This is a genomic window from Streptomyces sp. NBC_00631 (assembly GCF_045206895.1).
Taxonomy (GTDB): domain Bacteria; phylum Actinomycetota; class Actinomycetes; order Streptomycetales; family Streptomycetaceae; genus Streptomyces.
Genome location: NZ_CP107734.1, coordinates 7,248,850 through 7,262,816, shown reverse-complemented (window position 1 = coordinate 7,262,816; position 13,967 = coordinate 7,248,850). Strand labels below are relative to the sequence as shown.

The window sequence follows — 13,967 nt, the reverse complement described above, 5'->3', positions numbered from 1 at the left end:
ACCGCCGGACCGCGCCGGACGCCACCGGACGGGCACCGGCGGACATCGGGGGCGCCCCTTTCGTCAGGAAGGGCGCCCCCGGCCGCGTACACAGCCTTCTCAGTCCTTCGTGGTGCACTTCGGCAGGGCGCCGGTGTCTCCGCTGCGGATGTCCTTGAGGGCGCCGAGGGCGTCGTCGATGGTCTTGACCTTGACCAGGGTGAGCCCGCTCGGAGTGTCCTTGGCGGCCTCGGCGCAGTTGTCTGCCGGGGTCAGGAAGTACTGGGCGCCCTTGCTGCGGGCGCCGATGGTCTTCATCGAGATGCCGCCGATCGGCCCGACCGTGCCGTCGTCGTCGATCGTGCCGGTACCGGCGACGAACTTGCCGCCGGTGAGGCTGCCCGGGGTGAGCTTGTCGTAGATCCCGAGCGAGAACATCAGCCCCGCGCTCGGCCCGCCGACATCGGCGAGCTTGATGTCGATGGAGAACGGGAACGTGTGATCGGTCCCGGCGGAGATCCCGACGATCGCGCGCTTCGCGCCGCTGTCGTCGGAGGTGGTCGTGGTGACGGTGACCTTCTCGGTCTTGGTGGCCGTCTTGTTCGCCTTCTCGGCGGCGGCCTGCTCCTTGACCGGCACGACGGTGAAGACGACGTCCTGGCCGGGCTTGTGCTTGGTCACCAGCGTGGCGACGTCGGCCGGCTCTTTGACCGCCGTACCGTCGACGGCCTTGATCACGTCACCGGCGTGCAGCTTGCCCTCGGACGGCGAGCCCTTCAGGACCGTGGAGACGATCACCCAGGACTTCACCGGGACGCCCAGCTCCTTCAGCGCGGCGACCTTCGCGCTCTCCTGGGACTGGCTGAACTCCTCGGCGTTCTCCTGGGTGGACTGCTGCTCCGTCTTGCCGTCCGGGTAGAGCGTGTCGTGCGGGACGACCTTGCCGTCGTGGGAGAGCCACCCGTAGACGGCCTCGACGAGATTCATCTTGTAGTCGGCACTGGTGACCCTCACCGTGGTCATGTTCAGATGCCCGGAGGTCGCGTAGGTCTTGTGCCCGGAGATCTGCAGCACCGGCTCGCCGTCGTGGTCCCCGAGCGTGTTCACGGTCGGGCCGGGAGACATCTCCGAGTACGGCACGTTGATGAGCACTCCGGCGCACAGGAGCGCGATCAGCATCAGGGTGGAGGCGAGCATCGTCGCGGTGCGGCGTGGCATGCGACGACAGTACGGGACGGGTCTGTCAGCACACCGTCAGGGCCACCCGTCACACGCGCCCCGGCCCGCCTCAGCTGCCGGAGCGGGACTTCTCCATGGCCTCGCGGAAGCGCGCGTACCCGTCGAGTTCCGGTCCGTCGCTGCGCGCTCTCCTGGTCCGGTTGGCCCAGCTGCCCCACAGACCGGCACCGACCGCCGCCACAAGCGGAATCAGCAACCAGACGAGCGCCGCCATGCCGACCTCCAACCCCGTGACCGTCCGCGACTGACTGATCAGCAGATTAATCACCCGCACTGACAACGCTCACGCGAGGGGTACGGTTACGCAAGCGGAGGCCGGACAGGGGTCATTCAGCAGGCCCCGACCCATTCCTCCGTCCCATCCGAGAACTTCTGGTGCTTCCAGATGGGCACCTCGTGCTTGAGGTCGTCGATCAGCTTCCGACAGGCTTCAAAGGCGTCGCCCCGATGCGGACACGACACGCCGACGACCACGGCGAGATCACCCACCCGCAGGTCCCCCACCCGATGCACGGCGGCCAGCGCCCGCACCGGGTACTCGGCGGCGACCTTCTCGGCGATCCGCCGCATCTCGCTCTCCGCACTGGGATGACACGAATACCCGAGCGCGTCCACGTCGGCGCCCCCGTCGTGATTCCGCACCGTGCCCACGAACAGCGCGATCCCACCGGCCGCGTCGTCCCCCACGGCCGCGAAGACCTCGTCCACGGAGAGCGCGCTCTCCCGAATCCCGATCAGCTTCACGGGATCGCCGGCGCCCAGCTCCCCAGGATGATCACTCACAGCAGCCATACCCCCATCGTGCCGCACCCCCACCACCACACGAAATACGACCAGCACCACGCACCCACGCGTGCGGCTTTGGAGACTCCCACAAAGGAGAACGACCAGCCCGCACCCCCACCCCCCAGCCCGTCCGGCCTCCCAGGACAAAAACCGGCCCACCCCCACCCTCCAGCCCGTCCGGACTCCGAGGACGAAGGCCAGTCCGCACCCCCACCTCCAGCCCGTCCGGCGTTTGAGGACGAGGCCGTTCAGGCCGATGCGGGGGTCCGGGGGCGGCAGCCCCCGGAACGGGCGGTCGAAGGGGGCCCACCCCCTGGAGGACGGGACGGGTAGGGGCGGCGGGGGCGAAGAACCCGCCCTCAGATCCGCCGCCGAGCCTTCCGCGCACGCCGCACCACAGCCGCCGCCCCCAGCAACGCCACCGTCGCCCCCGCGGCCCCCGCGGCCGTCGCGTCCTTACGCCCGAGCCGCCGCCCCACCACCGTGTGCCGCCCGGTCACCTCCTCCAGCAACTCGGCCAGCACCTCCTCGTTCGTCCACCCCGGCCGCCACCCGGCGTCATGCAGCCGGCTCCCGCTCACCACCCACGGATACATCGTGTACGCCAGATCCCCGGCCGGCGACGGCGTCAGACCGATCCGGTGCAGCCGAGCCGCGGCCCCCAGCGCCACCGCCGACGGCAGCTCCATCCGCCGTACCCCGCTGAGCTCCTCGACCTCCTCCTGCTCCAGCCAGCCGTCACACCCGACGGCGAGTTCCCCGTCGACCTTCTCCAGGACGGCGTACTCCAGCGCACTGCACAGATCCTCGACATGGCAGAACTGCCACGCGGGCCGCGACCCGGCGACGACAAGCAGCCGCGGCGACTCGAAGTACCTGGTCAGCGCGGTGTCGGTGCCTCCGACCAGCACCGCGGGGCGCACCACGGTGACATTGAGCCCGGGGTGCGCGCGGGGCGCCCGGCGCGCGAGCCGCTCGATCTCCAGCAGGTCGCCCACGCCGGTGGCCTCGGCGGTGGCCCGCAGCTCCGCGTCCTCGGACAACGGCAGCTCGTTGTCCGGCAGCGCGCCGTAGACCATCGCGGAGGTGCACAGCACCACGCGATGCACGCCGGCCGCGGCCGCCGCGGTCAGCACGGTCTGCGTCCCGCGCACGTTGTAGGCGGTGCGCGCCGCCGGATCCGTCTCCAGATCCAGGTCGAGCGCGAGGTGCACGACCACGTCGGCCCCGCGCAGCTTGTCGGCGATGGCCGGATCCCGTACGTCGAGGATGTGCCAGAGGGCGTCCGCGCACTCCCCGCGCCGCTCGTCGATGGCGATGACCTGCTTGATCTCCTCGGACGCGGCCAGCCGCTCGGTGAGCAGCGCGCCGACCCCGGTCGCGGCGCCGGTCACGGCGACGACGGGCCCGCGCACCGCGGGAGGGGTTGAGTGGTTTCGCGCTGCGCGAACCTGCGGATCTGGGGAACTCACCGGGCGTCTCCAGCGGTTGTCTTCAGTACGAGCGTGAGTGACGCGTACGTACCAGGTGGCATCCATCCTGCCGCAGGCCGACTGTCGGCGAAGCACCGAGGCCCGATCGGGTCGGGGTGTCTACGCTGGGTGGTGTTGTCGGGCAGCCGCGCCGCCGGAGCAAACCGGTGGCCTTACCAGCCGAGGATTCCCGTGAGTGACACCCCATTCGGTTTCGGCCTTCCGCCGGAGGAGCCGGAAGACGGCGACGAGGGCAAGGAGAAGGACCAGCAGAGCGGTGGTGGGCAGGGACCGGCCAATCCGTTCGGTTTCGGCACGCCCGGAGCCGGCGGCTTCGGCGGCCCCGGCGCAGACAATCCGTTCGCTGCCATGTTCGGTTCGCTGAACCCCACCGACCTGGGTGCGGCCTTTCAGCAGCTGGGCCAGATGCTCTCGTACGAGGGCGGCCCGGTGAACTGGGACATGGCCAAGCAGATCGCCCGCCAGACGGTCTCCCAGGGCACCTCGGACGGCGTCAAGGACGCGAGCGTCGGTCCCGCCGACCGCACCGCGGTCCAGGAGGCCGTCCGCCTGGCCGACCTGTGGCTGGACGACGCGACGTCGCTGCCGTCCGGTTCCGGTTCGGCCGTGGCGTGGTCGCGCGCGGAGTGGGTCGAGGCGACGCTGCCCGCCTGGCAGGAGCTGGTCGACCCGGTCGCCGAGCGGGTCGGCGCCGCGATGGGCGACGTCCTGCCGGAGGAGATGCAGGCCATGGCGGGCCCGCTGATCGGCATGATGCGCTCGATGGGCGGCGCCATGTTCGGCACCCAGATCGGGCAGGCCGTCGGGGTGCTCGCGGGCGAGGTCGTCGGTTCGACCGACATCGGTCTGCCGCTGAGCCCGGCCGGCAAGGCCGCGCTGCTCCCGGTGAACATCGAGGCGTTCGGCAAGGACCTCGGTGTGCCGAAGGAGGAGGTGCGGCTGTATCTGGCGCTGCGCGAGGCGGCCCACCAGCGGCTCTTCTCGCACGTGCCGTGGCTGCGCTCGCACCTGTTCGGCGCGGTCGACGGGTACGCGCGCGGCATCAAGGTCGACACGGCCAAGCTGGAGGACGTGGTCGGCCAGTTCGACCCGCAGAACCCCGAGCAGCTTCAGGACGCGCTCCAGCAGGGCATGTTCCAGCCCGAGGACACGCCCGAGCAGAAGGCCGCCCTGGCCCGTCTGGAGACGGCTCTGGCGCTGGTGGAGGGCTGGGTGGACGCGGTGGTCCACGCGGCCGCGAAGCCGCGCCTGTCGTCCGCCGACGCGCTGCGCGAGACGCTGCGCCGCCGCCGGGCCACAGGCGGCCCCGCGGAGCAGACGTTCGCCACGCTGATCGGCCTGGAGCTGCGCCCGCGCCGCCTGCGCGACGCCTCCCGGCTGTGGGCCTCGCTCACGGACGCGCGCGGTGTCGACGGCCGGGACGCGCTGTGGGCGCACCCGGACATGCTGCCGACGGCGTCCGACCTGGACGACCCGGACGGCTTCGTCCACCGCGAGCAGCTGGACTTCTCCGAGCTGGACAAGATGCTCGGCGAGGCGGCCGAGAAGCCCGACCTGCGCAAGAAGGACGCCCAGGAAGGAGACGACCGGACAAAGGGTGACGACACCGAGTGAGCCTGTACGACGACGCGGTCCTCGTCCTCAAGGGGCACGAGGACCAGGACGAGCTGCGCCAGGCGTACCTGGACCACCTCGCGGCGCACCCCGACGGTATGTGGAAGGCCTGTCACGCCGGGCATGTCACGGCGAGCGCGCTGGTCGTCGACCCCGAGCACGGCCGGGTCCTGCTGACCCTGCACCGGAAGCTGCGGATGTGGCTGCAGATGGGCGGCCACTGCGAGCCGGGCGACGACACGCTGGCGGCGGCAGCGCTGCGGGAGGCGACCGAGGAGTCCGGCATCCCCGGGCTGACGCTGCTGCCGGGCGGCCCGGTCCGCCTGGACCGGCATCCGATCCCGGCTCCTTGCCACTGGCACTTCGACGTCCAGTACGCGGCCCTCGCCCCGCGGGACGCCTCCCATGCCATCAGCGACGAGTCCCTCGACCTGCGCTGGTTCGCCTACGACGAGGTACCGGAGGTCGCCGACGACTCGGTCGTACGGCTGCTGGAAGGGTCCCGCGCGCGGCTCTGACCCGGGATGTCAGAGACATCGACCCATGTGTAAGGGGCGCCCGCTAAGGCGGGCGCCCCTTACTTTGCGGGTCTTCGTGGACCTCAGCTCCAGACGTTGCCCTGGTTCATCCCGCGCGCACCCTGCTGGCCCATGCCGAACTGGGCGGCGACGCCGTGGCCGATCTGGGCGTGCTGCGGGGGCAGCAGTTCACTCGGCTGGACCAACGCGAAGCCACTTCCCATGAAACTCAGCTCCCAGCCCTCCCCGGTGCTGCCCCGGCGCCGCCACACCCCCGAGGAATGCGTCTGGGCCTGCATCTGGACGCGCAGCCCGGTGGACCAGGCGACGATCGCGTCGGCGTCGCAGTTGACGTACCGGTCGGGCGTGACCTGCATCAGCAGCGGCGCGCCCGAGGTCATCAGGGCGACCTTGCCGCGTCCGGTGATGTTGAGCTGGTACTTCCCGGAGCCGGAGATGCCGTAGAGGCTGTCGACGGCGACGACCTCGTAGTGCAGTGAGGAGTCCATGGCGAGGACGTAGCCGCTGTCCACGGTCAGGCCGTCCTGCTCGACGTCCAGGACGTGGATGTGCTGGGCGAGGTTGGCGAAGTAGACCGTGCCCTGACCGTGGCAGCGCATCAGGTCCAGGCCCTCGCCGGTGTACGCACGCGCGCGTGCCTGGTTGCGGCCCTGGTACTCGGCGTCGAACTCGACGAGCCCCTGGTAGGCGACCATGGTGCCCTTGCGGGCGAGGATGTCGTCGTGGCCCTCCAGGACGACCCGCAGCATCTGCTTGTTCTGCAGGCTGTAGCGGTCCGGGGCCTGGGAGTCGTTGAAGGCGAAAAGCGGGCTCTGCATGGTTTCCTGACTCCCCCTCAGCCCCGGAACCGGAGGCGGTCGGTGCTGTCCTCGCTGGGCTGGACGACGACGATGCCCTGTCCGGAGAAGGCCATCTGGTAGGCCTCGCCGCTGCCCCGGCCGATCAGCGACTGCGCCTTGAAGCTGCGCTTGCCCTTCACCTTGAGGTTCGGGGACCAGGCGACCAGCGCGTCCGGGTCGACGTACGTCTCGTCCTCGCCGCCTCCGCAGTCGACGACGATCGGCTTGCCCCGGGAGGTCAGCGCGACCCAGCCCTGTCCGGAGATCTTGGTGTTCCACAGGCCCTGACCGGCGAACTTCGCGAGCCCCTTGACCCGCTCCACGCCCCACGTCAGATGCGCGTCGAAGGCGAGGAGGTTGGTGGCGTTGACGGAGATGCCGTCGCCGTTGAGGTTGATGACGACGACGTCGGCGCCGTAGTCGGCGAGGTAGAGCAGGCCGTCGCCGGAGCACTTCATCAGGGGCGCGCCCTCGCCGGTCATCCAGTCACGGGCGATCTGGCGGACGGCCGGCGGGTTGGGCTCGTACTGGATGAAGCCTTCGTAGGCGACCATCGAGCCCACGCGCGCGAGGAGGTCGTTCCCGGTCTGCATGGCGACCTTCAGCATGTTGTTGCCGTGGTTGTCCATGCGGGCGGTGACGGGTGCGGGGGCGTAGCCCGCGAGCGGCTGGTTCATGACGGGCTCCCTCAGACCTCGTACGGCTGGACGACGATGAAGTTGCCGGGCGCGCCCCGGAACTGCAGGTTGACGCTCTCGCCGGTGTCACCCGGATAGGCGTTGCGGCGCATCCGCACCTGGCTGGAGACGATCACCTGGGAGGCCGCCGACCAGGCGACCACGGCGTTGCAGTCGGCGAACGTCGTCGGGGTCACGGGCAGCACGACGGGCGTGCCGTGCGTCTTGACCACGATCGTGCCGGTGCCCTGGAACTGCATCGTGAACAGTGCGCCGCCGGGAATGCCGTGCCCCTCGATCCTGCGGACCTCGTACTGGAGGCCCTCGTCGAAGGCGAGGACGCTCTCGGCGGAGACGCAGATCGCGTCGCCCTGGAGCTCGATCGGGTGCAGATGGGCGGAGTTCTCGGCGAAGAACACCTGGCCCTGGCCGGTGCAGCGCATCAGCTGCATCTCCTGGCCGGTGGCGTTGCCCACGATCCGGCCGGCGAATCCGGCGCCCTTGTAGCTGAAGTCGACCTTGCCCTGGTAGAGCACCATGCTGCCCTGCCGGGCCAGCACCGGCTGACCGCCCATCCCGAGGTCGACGCGGATGAGCTTGCTGTTCTGCGGAGTCCAGCGCTGCCCGGTGGGCGTCTCCTTGAACTTCTGCAGTGCGGCACCGACACCGGCACCGCCCTGGGGAGCGCCCTGCGGAACCGCGTAGGCCTGCTGGCCGGGGACCTGCCCGAACGGGGGCTGCTGGCCGTAGCCCGGGGGCGGGGTCGGGGGCTGGGGCGCCTGGGGGTATCCGGGCGGCGGGCCCGGAGTCTGCGGGGGCGCCGGGGGCTGGCCGTAGCCGGGCGGGGCGGGCGGCTGACCGTAGGGCGCGGGCGCCGGGGCCGGGGGCGGCACGGTGCCGGGAGCGAGCGGGGCGATGACGGTGGGCGCATGGTGCACGTTCGGGGCCGACGCGGGAGACGGGGCCGGGGGCGGGGTGAAGCCCTGAGGTGCCGGGGCCGGCGCGGGCGGGGCGGCGAACGCGGGCGGCGCGAAGCCGGGCGCGGACCCGGTCTGCGACTGCTGCGGCTCCGGCGCGGCGGGCGCCGCCTCCTCCAGCACCTCGCCGCCGAAGTTCTTCAGCAGCGCGTCCAGACCGCCGTCGAAGCCCTGGCCGACGGCGGCGAAGCGCCACACGTCCTTCAGGTAGAAGTCGCCGAGCATCACCGCGCGCTCGGTGGAGAACTCCGAGCCGGTGAAGGAGTACCGGGCCACCTCCTCGCCGCCTGCGACGATCCGGACGTATCCGGGCCCGACCTGCGACATCTGTCCGGCGCCGTCGATGGTCGCCGTGAACGCCAGCTTCTGGATCTGCGGCGGGACCCGGTCCAGCGTGACCCGGAAGGACTCCGTGTCGCCCGCCTGCGCACCCAGCAGCTGGATGGACTCCTCGGGCGACTTCGGCTGGTTGAAGAAGACGAAGTACCGGTCGTCCGACAGCCGTTCGTCGGTGTCGAGGCCGAAGCAGCTGATGTCGAAGGTCAGTCCGGGGCCGGAGATCTGCACGCCTACGTACAGATCCGTGCCCGCCGTGAGGTCACTGATCCTGGCCTTGTGGCCGCGTTGGAATTCCCTGGCCATGCGTTACGACCGTCCCCCATCCCGAATGTGAGTGCGTCGCGCCAGGCTAACGGCTAACTCGGACATCGGAAGAAGTCGGTACAGACCCGGTACACAACCGCGTTCAGCGACCCCGAAGGGAGCGCTCCCGGGGTACGTCACTCGTCGCGCGCACCGGGCACGTGGGGCAGCCGGTCGGCCGCGACCACACCTTCGAGGTAACCGCGGGCCCGCTCGGTGCGCGGATACGCCTCCAGCAGCCGCCAGAACCGGGGGCCGTGCCCCGGTACCAGCAGATGCGCCAGTTCGTGGCAGAGCACGTAGTCGACGACGTACTCGGGCATGCCCTGGAGCCGGTGCGAGAGGCGGATGCTGCCCTCGGACGGGGTGCACGAGCCCCAGCGGGTGTTCTGGTTGGTGACCCACCGCACCGAGGCGGGACGGGCCCGGCCGCCGAAGTACTGGGCCGACAGCCGCTCGGCGCGCTCGGCCAGTTCGGCGTCGCCCAGCACTCGCTTGCTCTCCTGGGCAGCGAGTTTGTTGAGCATGACGGTCACCCAGCGTTTCTCCTCCGCCTCGGACATCCGGGCGGGGATCAGCACGACGGTGCGATCGCCCTCGCGGTACGCGGAAACGGTCCGGCGGCGCCGGGCGCTTCTGCGAACCTCGATCGCGCTCGCCCCCAAGCCGCTGGGCGGCTGACTCGTCGTGCTGCGCTGTGGCTTTCCGGCGCGGTGCAGGGGGTCGGCGGGCACGCCCCGACGTTACCCGCTGCACATGGGGGAAGTCCCGGGTCCGGGACGGTTCGATGTCGATCCCCCACCATGCGTTTGATTTGTACGACGAATATCCCCTGCCTGTGGACAACTTTCGGCGGCCGCCCGGCGGGCCGGGCATGCTGGCACTCGTCGGCGGAGCGCGACCGGCTCCACCGGCACACGGGGACGTTCTGTGACCTTTCGACAGCTACGGGGGCCTGTCATGCATCCGTTGGTGAAGCCCGCGCTGCGGCGCGGCTGGCGCGATCTCAACACCGTGCAGTTCGGGATGACTCCCGCGCACGCGATGACCCTGGGGCCGATGGACACGGCGACCGGGAGCTTCCTTGACCTGCTCGACGGCGCCCGGGGGCTCGCGCTGCTGCGCGAGGAGGGGCGCCGCATGGACCTGCCGGACGGGCATGTCGACGCTCTGGTCGAGCGGCTGTCCCGGGCCGGGCTCGTCGACGACGCACACGGCGGCGGGCCGGCGGCGCAGTCGCTGCGCGAGAAGAAGGAGGTGCTGGAGCGGCTGCGCCCCGATCTCGCCTCGCTCTCCCTGATCACTCCGGAGCCGGGCGGCGCGATCGGCCGGCTGGCGGCCCGGCAGGCGCTGCGGGTGCAGGTACAGGGCGCGGGCCGGGTCGGTGTCACGCTGGCCGCGCTGCTGTCGGGCGCGGGCGTCGGCGAGGTCGACGTCCGGGACGTGGGCCGTGTCCAGCCGTGGGACGTGGCGCCGGGCGGGCTGCCCGCGGAGGCGATCGGCGAGCGCCGGGACGAGGCCGCGCGCAGAGTGGTCCGCCGGGCGGCGCCGGACCGCCCGCCCCGCCGCCCGGCCCCTTCGGCGCAGGAACCCGGCCTCGCGCTGGTGGTCATCGCCCCACGCGACGACGTGCTGGTGCACGCCCCGGACGCACGTGCCGCAGAACCGCTGATGGCCTCGGGGACTCCTCATCTCTACACAGGTGTCGTGGAGGGGACCGGTGTGGTCGGCCCCCTCGTCCTGCCCGGTGGGACGGGCTGCGCCCGCTGTCTGCACGAGCACCGCACGGACCGGGATCCGGCCTGGCCGCGGCTGATCGCCCAGTGGCGGTCCGGGCAGGCCCGCCGGGTGGGCGCCTGCGATCTGACGCTGTCGGCGGCCGTGGCCGGGCTGGCCGCCGCGCACGCCCTGGCCTTTCTCGACGGGGAGTCGCCCGCCGGCACGGGGGTGCGCTGGGAGGCGTCCGTGCCGGTTCTGCACTGGCACGCGCGGCCGGTTTGGCCGCACCCCGCATGCCCGTGCGGAGCGGCGGAGAAAGCTAAGGGGGAACACTCCTCAACCAACGGGGATCCACACGCGACAATGGTGGTGCAAAGGCCGTCGGCGGAGCGACGAGAACACGCGGACGCGGCACGGCCGACTGGGACTTGGAGGGCGCATGTCTGATCTTCCCCGGAAGGCGGTCACCCGGACCGCCAAGCTCGCCGCGCTCCCGCTCGGCTTCGCCGGCCGGGCGACCTGGGGTCTGGGCAAGCGCATCGTGGGCGAGTCCGCGGAGATCGTCGGCCGGGAGCTGCAACAGCGCACCGCGGAGCAACTGTTCAAGGTTCTGGGCGAGTTGAAGGGAGGGGCGATGAAGTTCGGGCAGGCCCTGTCCGTCTTCGAGTCGGCCCTCCCGGAGGAGGTCGCCGGCCCCTACCGGGCGGCTCTCACCAAGCTCCAGGACGCCGCGCCGCCGATGCCGACCCGCACCGTGCACTCGGTGCTCGCCGAGCGGCTCGGAGAGGACTGGCGGGAGCTGTTTCTGGAGTTCGAGGACAAGCCCTCGGCGGCGGCCTCGATCGGCCAGGTGCACCGCGCGGTGTGGCAGGACGGCCGGGCGGTGGCGGTCAAGGTGCAGTACCCGGGAGCCGGCGAGGCCCTGCTGTCCGACCTGGGACAACTGAGCCGCTTCGCCCGCCTGTTGGGGCCACTGATCCCCGGCATGGACATCAAGCCGCTGATCGCGGAGCTGCGCGACCGGGTCTCCGAGGAACTGGACTACTCCCTGGAGGCGCAGGCCCAGGCGGCGCACGCGGCGGAGTTCGTGGGCGACCCCGATGTGGTGGTGCCGGCGGTGGTGCACCAGTGCGACCAGGTCCTGGTCACGGAGTGGATCGACGGGATACCGCTCTCCGAGATCATCTCGGGGGGTACACAGGAGCAGCGCGACCGGGCCGGTCAGCTCCTGGCCCGCTTCCTGTTCTCGGGCCCGGCCCGCACCGGCCTGCTCCACGCCGACCCGCACCCCGGCAATTTCCGCCTGCTGCCCGGTGAACCGGAGGACGAGGAGGAGTGGCGCCTCGGCGTGCTGGACTTCGGCACCGTCGACCGGCTCCCCGGCGGCCTGCCCAGCCCGATCGGCGACTCCCTGCGGTTGACGCTGGACGGTGACGCCGAGGCGGTCTACGAGCTGCTGCGCGAGGAGGGGTTCGTCAAGGAATCCATAGAGCTGGACCCGGACGCCGTTCTGGACTACCTGGTGCCGATCATCGAACCGGCCCAGGTCGACGAGTTCACCTTCACCCGCAACTGGATGCGCAGCCAGGCGGCCCGCATCGCCGACCCCCGCAACCCCGCCCACCAGCTGGGCAAGCAGCTCAACCTGCCGCCGGCCTACCTCCTGATACACCGGGTGACCCTGAGCACCATCGGCGTGCTGTGCCAGCTGGGCGCGACGGTCCGGCTGCGGGAGGAACTGGAGGCATGGCTGCCCGGTTTCCTGCCCGAAGAGCTCGAAGAGCTTCAAGAGGCCGAGCAGGCCGCCGAGCAGACTGAGGAGCCCGTGGAGGCACAGTAGGGGGCGGTGTTCACCACCAGGACGAGTCGAGCCTGCCCTCGATCGCTCTGAGGTTGTCCCTGGAGCAGGCGTCGCAGAAGAACTGGCGGACGCCGTTCTCCACCGAGCAGGCCCAGGTGGCGGGCGGGGGGCCGGCTGCCGCGTCGGCCGGGGTGCCGCAGCGGGCGCACTCGAGCGGGTGGGGCTCCGTGGCGGAGCCGCCGTGATCACTGCCTCCGGAAAGACTCGTCACCTGGTGACGATAACTCCGCAGCGCGGATCCGAGGGCACAACGCACCGCGGGGGCCGGTCCGTTCGGCCGGACCGGCCCCCGCAGGGAGCTTTCGCCTCCCGGGGTCGCGAGGCCACCGCTTCAGGTGTACTGGGTTACTGCATCAAGGCCATGGCGAGCGCACGGCGGGCGCGCATCGAGGCGCGCTCGGCCCGGCGCTGCATCCGGCGAGCGGTCGCCAGGCGCACGGCCCGGCGTTCCTGCTCGGCCTCGTGCAGTCGCTCGTGCATATGCGCACGAGCCAGGGCTTCTGGGATGAGTTGCATCTCTCGGGTCCTGTTCTGACGCGTGCCGGTGGCGGTACCGGCGGTGGTGAAGTCTGGAATCGCGGAGCCTGCGGGCTCGCTGGTGGACGGCTTCATCGGGGCCTGCTTCTTGGGGTCGTGCGTGACGGGGCGGTCGATCGTTCCGTGGATGTTCATGCCGTGACCGGGTTCTTGCGCGGGCGGCCACGCGGCCGCTTCCGGGCGACGACGACACCCTGGACGAACAGCTCGCCACCCCAGACGCCCCAGGGCTCACGCCGCTCCTTGGCCCCGGCGAGGCAGGCCTCGATCAGCGGGCAGGTGCGGCAGAGGGACTTGGCGTACTCGACGTCCGCCGGCGACTCGGCGAAGAAGACCTCCGGGTCGTAGGAGCGGCAGGGGACGGGTACGCCGAGGTTCTCGATGGCGTCGTCGAGCGCGGTGAGCGCGGTGAGCGGGATCAAGGTGGAGTCCTCCGTGAGGCCGGGCGGGGGGATCGTTTCGGAAGGCGGTACGGACGGGGCGTGCGCTTCGAGTTGCACGGCTGTTGTTCCTCGTCTGGTCGTGCCGGTCGGGTTGGACCGGTTGGCTGCTGGTACCGGGTTCTGCTCTTGCCCCGAGGCCCCTTCGCCCGTCTGTCCCTGTGATGGGGACAAACAGAAGGGCCGCGGATCCCGGATGGGGTTCCGCGGCCCTGAAGGCGCCGGCCTGATCGATCAGGCTGGATCACTCCAGGGTTCTGGCCCACGGAAGGCCCACATCAGGTGGTGCTGCGTCTGCTTCCGGCTTGCGGCACCGGCTGCCGTAAAGGCATAGGCCTGCGCCTGTGCCGCTACTGCTTCCAGTGCCTTGGTCGGTCGCTCATTGCGCTCACGGACGGGAAGACCCGCGAGAGAAACGGAGGACGCCGGACGCACGGCAGGAATGCCGGACAGACCGGTGCCCAGGTTGGAGACGCCGAGCATGCACACGGAGACGGCCGAGAGATCGGTCATTTTGGCCGCGCTGATGTTGGTCTCGATGCTGATCACTGAACTCGCCTCCTCTCGGCGTCTAGGGGACCGGCGTTGAGCCGATCCACTCGGATATGCAAGTACAACACGGAAC

The 13,967-nt window shown here is 71.0% G+C and carries 16 protein-coding genes; 4 read left to right on the top strand and 12 right to left on the bottom strand.

The annotated features are described in order from the left end of the window. Positions 1 to 99 precede the first annotated feature (99 nt). The 4 genes from OHB00_RS33520 to OHB00_RS33505 form a co-directional block, all read right to left on the bottom strand. Positions 100 to 1,197 carry a PDZ domain-containing protein gene (locus OHB00_RS33520; protein WP_406440352.1) on the bottom strand — a complete coding sequence of 366 codons (1,098 nt, stop codon included), beginning with the start codon at positions 1,195 to 1,197 and terminating at the stop codon, positions 100 to 102. Positions 1,198 to 1,267: 70 nt separating this feature from the next. Then, complete coding sequence (locus OHB00_RS33515; protein ID WP_406446382.1) at positions 1,268 to 1,444, bottom strand: hypothetical protein; 177 nt, start codon at positions 1,442 to 1,444, stop codon at positions 1,268 to 1,270. Positions 1,445 to 1,548: 104 nt separating this feature from the next. Beyond that, positions 1,549 to 2,010 carry a molybdenum cofactor biosynthesis protein MoaE gene (locus OHB00_RS33510; RefSeq protein ID WP_406446102.1) on the bottom strand — a complete coding sequence of 154 codons (462 nt, stop codon included), beginning with the start codon at positions 2,008 to 2,010 and terminating at the stop codon, positions 1,549 to 1,551. A 353-nt stretch (positions 2,011 to 2,363) separates the two neighbouring features. Continuing rightward, entirely contained in the window at positions 2,364 to 3,476 is a 1,113-nt protein-coding gene (locus OHB00_RS33505; RefSeq protein ID WP_406440350.1) for an SDR family oxidoreductase, read from the bottom strand. A 192-nt stretch (positions 3,477 to 3,668) separates the two neighbouring features. Here OHB00_RS33505 and OHB00_RS33500 point away from each other — a divergent pair, with 192 nt between their 5' ends. Together OHB00_RS33500 and OHB00_RS33495 are read left to right on the top strand one after the other, a co-directional pair. Then, positions 3,669 to 5,111, top strand: a complete 1,443-nt coding sequence (locus OHB00_RS33500; protein ID WP_406440348.1) for a zinc-dependent metalloprotease — start codon at positions 3,669 to 3,671, stop codon at positions 5,109 to 5,111. Beyond that, positions 5,108 to 5,629: an NUDIX hydrolase gene (locus tag OHB00_RS33495; RefSeq protein WP_406440346.1), complete on the top strand. Its 522-nt coding sequence runs from the start codon at positions 5,108 to 5,110 to the stop codon at positions 5,627 to 5,629. The genes OHB00_RS33500 and OHB00_RS33495 overlap by 4 nt, the downstream gene beginning before the upstream one ends. Before the next feature lie 83 nt (positions 5,630 to 5,712). Here the strand turns inward: OHB00_RS33495 and OHB00_RS33490 are convergent, their stop codons facing one another. From OHB00_RS33490 to OHB00_RS33475, 4 genes are all read right to left on the bottom strand, one after another. Continuing rightward, positions 5,713 to 6,468, bottom strand: a complete 756-nt coding sequence (locus OHB00_RS33490; protein ID WP_406440344.1) for an AIM24 family protein — start codon at positions 6,466 to 6,468, stop codon at positions 5,713 to 5,715. A gap of 17 nt (positions 6,469 to 6,485) precedes the next feature. Next, on the bottom strand, positions 6,486 to 7,166 hold the full coding sequence (locus tag OHB00_RS33485; RefSeq protein ID WP_406440342.1) for an AIM24 family protein: 681 nt from the start codon (positions 7,164 to 7,166) through the stop codon (positions 6,486 to 6,488). 11 nt (positions 7,167 to 7,177) lie between these two features. Further along, positions 7,178 to 8,785 carry a TerD family protein gene (locus OHB00_RS33480; protein ID WP_406440340.1) on the bottom strand — a complete coding sequence of 536 codons (1,608 nt, stop codon included), beginning with the start codon at positions 8,783 to 8,785 and terminating at the stop codon, positions 7,178 to 7,180. A gap of 137 nt (positions 8,786 to 8,922) precedes the next feature. Further along, complete coding sequence (locus OHB00_RS33475; protein WP_406440338.1) at positions 8,923 to 9,519, bottom strand: M48 family metallopeptidase; 597 nt, start codon at positions 9,517 to 9,519, stop codon at positions 8,923 to 8,925. A 226-nt stretch (positions 9,520 to 9,745) separates the two neighbouring features. Here OHB00_RS33475 and OHB00_RS33470 point away from each other — a divergent pair, with 226 nt between their 5' ends. Together OHB00_RS33470 and OHB00_RS33465 are read left to right on the top strand one after the other, a co-directional pair. Continuing rightward, positions 9,746 to 10,951, top strand: a complete 1,206-nt coding sequence (locus OHB00_RS33470; RefSeq protein ID WP_406440336.1) for a TOMM precursor leader peptide-binding protein — start codon at positions 9,746 to 9,748, stop codon at positions 10,949 to 10,951. Then, positions 10,944 to 12,344 carry an ABC1 kinase family protein gene (locus tag OHB00_RS33465; RefSeq protein WP_406440334.1) on the top strand — a complete coding sequence of 467 codons (1,401 nt, stop codon included), beginning with the start codon at positions 10,944 to 10,946 and terminating at the stop codon, positions 12,342 to 12,344. Before OHB00_RS33470 ends, OHB00_RS33465 begins: the two co-directional genes overlap by 8 nt. Positions 12,345 to 12,354: 10 nt before the next feature. On the opposite strand, the gene OHB00_RS33460 is transcribed toward OHB00_RS33465, so the two are convergent. The 4 genes from OHB00_RS33460 to OHB00_RS33445 all read right to left on the bottom strand — a co-directional run bounded on the left by OHB00_RS33460 (position 12,355) and on the right by OHB00_RS33445 (position 13,891). Beyond that, positions 12,355 to 12,576, bottom strand: a complete 222-nt coding sequence (locus tag OHB00_RS33460; protein WP_406440332.1) for a hypothetical protein — start codon at positions 12,574 to 12,576, stop codon at positions 12,355 to 12,357. Positions 12,577 to 12,710: 134 nt separating this feature from the next. After that, positions 12,711 to 13,037, bottom strand: a complete 327-nt coding sequence (locus OHB00_RS33455) for a hypothetical protein (protein ID WP_406440330.1) — start codon at positions 13,035 to 13,037, stop codon at positions 12,711 to 12,713. Then, positions 13,034 to 13,402 (bottom strand): WhiB family transcriptional regulator, encoded by a 369-nt coding sequence (locus tag OHB00_RS33450; RefSeq protein WP_010984500.1) that lies wholly within the window; start codon positions 13,400 to 13,402, stop codon positions 13,034 to 13,036. Before OHB00_RS33450 ends, OHB00_RS33455 begins: the two co-directional genes overlap by 4 nt. 174 nt (positions 13,403 to 13,576) lie before the next feature. Beyond that, the gene (locus tag OHB00_RS33445) at positions 13,577 to 13,891 is read right to left on the bottom strand and encodes a hypothetical protein (protein ID WP_406440328.1); all 315 of its coding nucleotides are present in this window, start codon (positions 13,889 to 13,891) and stop codon (positions 13,577 to 13,579) included. Positions 13,892 to 13,967: the final 76 nt, after the last annotated feature.

Excerpts from the sequence above, each read along its gene's own strand:
- OHB00_RS33455 (WP_406440330.1), bottom strand. The coding sequence starts at position 13,037 with ATGAACATCCACGGAACGATCGACCGCCCCGTCACGCACGACCCCAAG.
- OHB00_RS33510 (WP_406446102.1), bottom strand. The coding sequence starts at position 2,010 with ATGGCTGCTGTGAGTGATCATCCTGGGGAGCTGGGCGCCGGCGATCCC.
- OHB00_RS33470 (WP_406440336.1), top strand. The coding sequence starts at position 9,746 with ATGCATCCGTTGGTGAAGCCCGCGCTGCGGCGCGGCTGGCGCGATCTC.
- OHB00_RS33520 (WP_406440352.1), bottom strand. The coding sequence starts at position 1,197 with ATGCCACGCCGCACCGCGACGATGCTCGCCTCCACCCTGATGCTGATC.
- OHB00_RS33485 (WP_406440342.1), bottom strand. The coding sequence starts at position 7,166 with ATGAACCAGCCGCTCGCGGGCTACGCCCCCGCACCCGTCACCGCCCGC.
- OHB00_RS33490 (WP_406440344.1), bottom strand. The coding sequence starts at position 6,468 with ATGCAGAGCCCGCTTTTCGCCTTCAACGACTCCCAGGCCCCGGACCGC.
- OHB00_RS33465 (WP_406440334.1), top strand. The coding sequence starts at position 10,944 with ATGTCTGATCTTCCCCGGAAGGCGGTCACCCGGACCGCCAAGCTCGCC.
- OHB00_RS33480 (WP_406440340.1), bottom strand. The coding sequence starts at position 8,785 with ATGGCCAGGGAATTCCAACGCGGCCACAAGGCCAGGATCAGTGACCTC.